This is a genomic window from Microbacterium sp. Bi128, from assembly GCF_918698205.1.
This window is the reverse complement of record NZ_CAKKMM010000801.1, coordinates 1-2,308: the sequence shown is the minus strand read 5'-3', so window position 1 is coordinate 2,308 and position 2,308 is coordinate 1. Positions and strand designations below refer to the sequence as shown.

The 2,308-nt window shown below is 65.9% G+C and carries 3 protein-coding genes; all 3 read left to right on the top strand.

Annotated elements, in window-relative coordinates; genetic code table 11:
- Window positions 1–240: TOBE domain-containing protein (locus tag LQV45_RS26445; protein WP_230009678.1), on the top strand; the 240-nt coding region annotated here is incomplete at its 5' end.
- Between the two features lie 88 nt (window positions 241–328).
- Window positions 329–1,516 carry an ABC transporter substrate-binding protein gene (locus LQV45_RS26440; protein ID WP_230009677.1) on the top strand — a complete coding sequence of 396 codons (1,188 nt, stop codon included), beginning with the start codon at window positions 329–331 and terminating at the stop codon, window positions 1,514–1,516.
- Window positions 1,517–1,638: 122 nt separating this feature from the next.
- Window positions 1,639–2,308: ABC transporter permease (locus LQV45_RS26435; RefSeq protein WP_230009676.1), on the top strand; the 670-nt coding region annotated here is incomplete at its 3' end.

Genomic DNA, 2,308 nt, shown 5'->3' with positions numbered 1-2,308 from the left:
GCCTGGGCCGGCGAACCGGAGCGCCGTTCCGGCACCACCTCCCGGCCCGGGACAGTGACGTCGTTCGTTTACGTCGGGCACGCCACCCAGGTGCGGGTGCAGCTCGACGGCGGACCCGCCGTCGTCGCGCTCGTTCCGGAAAAGCTGCCCGGCAGAGACACCGATCTGGTAAACGGGCCCGTCACAGTCAGCTGGGACGACGACGCCGTCGTTTGGCTTCCGGTCCCCGGCACTACCTGACGCCGGGCCATGCCGGGCGGGGTTGCCGTCCGTGCCGCGGCGCAGCGTTCCAGTCCAGAGTTTTTCTCCACAGCGAAAGGTACGGATCATGGCACCAAGAACTAAGGCCTCCCTCGTAGTCGGGGTGGTTGCGGCCGCAGCCCTCGCGCTGTCGGCCTGCGGAACCAGCGGCGGATCGGGTTCTGCACAGTCGGCGCAGCCGGTCAAAACCGAGATCGGCACCGGTGAAGGCCAGGTGTCCATCCTCGGATGGCCCGGCTACGTCGAGGATGGCAGCAACGACCCGGCCGTCGACTGGGTGCATCCGTTCGAACAGGAAACCCAGTGCAAGGTCAGCTTCAAGCCGTTCGGCACCTCGGACGAGGCCGTGACGCTCATGCGCACGGGACAGTACGACGTTATCTCGGCCTCCGGGGATGCGTCGCTGCGCCTGATCGCCGGCCAGGACGTGCAACCGGTCAACATGAGCCTGCTGAAGAACTACCCGGACATCTACCCGTTCCTGAAGGACAAAGCCTGGAACACCGTCAACGGCGTCAACTACGGAATGCCCCACGGCTGGGGCGCCAACCTGCTGATGTACTCCACGGACAAGGTCGCCCCGGCCCCCGCCTCCTGGAGCGCTGTGTTTGACGACGCCGCCAAGAACACCGGCAAGGTCACGGCCTACGACTCGCCCATCTACATCGCCGATGCCGCCATGTACCTCATGGCCCATAAGCCGGACCTCGGCATCAAGAACCCCTATGCCCTCGACAAGGACCAGCTGGCCGCGGCCGTCGACCTGCTCAAGCAGCAGCGGACGCACATCGGCGAGTACTGGAGCGACGTCGTCAAGGAGGTCCAGGCCTTTACGTCCGGGAGCACCGTGGTCGGCACCACCTGGCAGGTGGGGGCCAACATCGCGACGGCAGACGGCGCCAAGGTCGCGACCCTCGTCCCGGACGAGGGCGCCACCGGCTGGTCGGACACCTGGATGATCGGGTCCAAGACCAAGAACCCGAACTGCGCCTACAAGTGGCTCGACTACATCGCCAGCCCCAAGCCGAACGCCCAGGTGGCGGAGTACTTTGGCGAATCGCCGGCCAACGCGAAAGCCTGCGAGCTGACCAAGGATCCCAACCACTGCCAGACGTACCACTCAGGTGATGCGGCCTACGCCGACAGGATCTGGTTCTGGACCACACCGGTGGCCGAGTGCCTCGATGGCCGCAAGGACGTCAAGTGCACCGACTATTCGGAATGGACCAAGGCCTGGACGGAAATTAAGGGCTGATTCCGGCTCTGCCGCACCAAACCCTTACGAACGAGCCGGCCCCGGGGGCCGGCAGAGATTAAGGCGAGATGGCACTTCATACGCAACAGCTGCCGCCCGGGGCGCCCGGTGATGCCGGGGCCGTGCCACGGGCGAAAACCAACGCCTTTTCGGCGTTGCTGCACCGCTCGCCCCGGCTGAGGCTGGCGGCCCTGCTCACCGCCCCGGCGGGCTGGCTGGTGCTGGTGTACATCGCCGCTTTGGCGGCACTGCTCATCACCGCGTTCTGGACCGTGGATACCTTCACCGGGGAGGTGTCCACGGTCTGGACCACGGAAAACATCGTCACGGTCCTGACCGATCCGGTGTATCAGCGGATCACCCTGCGGACATTGTGGATCGCCGTGGCAGTCACCGTGATTGACATGGTCCTGGCATTGCCCATCGCCTTCTTCATCGCCAAGGTCGCTCCCGCCCGCTGGGAGAAACTGCTCGTGGTGGCCGTGCTCATGCCGCTGTGGGCAAGGTACCTGGTCAAGGCCTACGCCTGGCGGAATGTCCTGTCCGAGGGTGGGCTGCTGGAGTGGCTGGGGACCCCGATCGGCCTGTCCTCGCCGGGCTACGGCGAAACCGCCGTCATCCTGACCCTGTCCTACATCTGGTTGCCGTACATGATCCTGCCGATCTACGCGGGCTTTGACCGGGTGCCCGACTCCCTGCTGGAGGCCTCCGGGGATCTGGGCGCGAAGCCGCTCACCACCATGCGCCTGGTCATGCTTCCGCTGCTGGTTCCCGCCATCATCGCGGGCACGA

What these genes read in the sequence shown, in the direction of transcription:
- LQV45_RS26440 (WP_230009677.1), top strand. Translation starts at nt 329, where the DNA reads ATGGCACCAAGAACTAAGGCCTCCCTCGTAGTCGGGGTGGTTGCGGCC.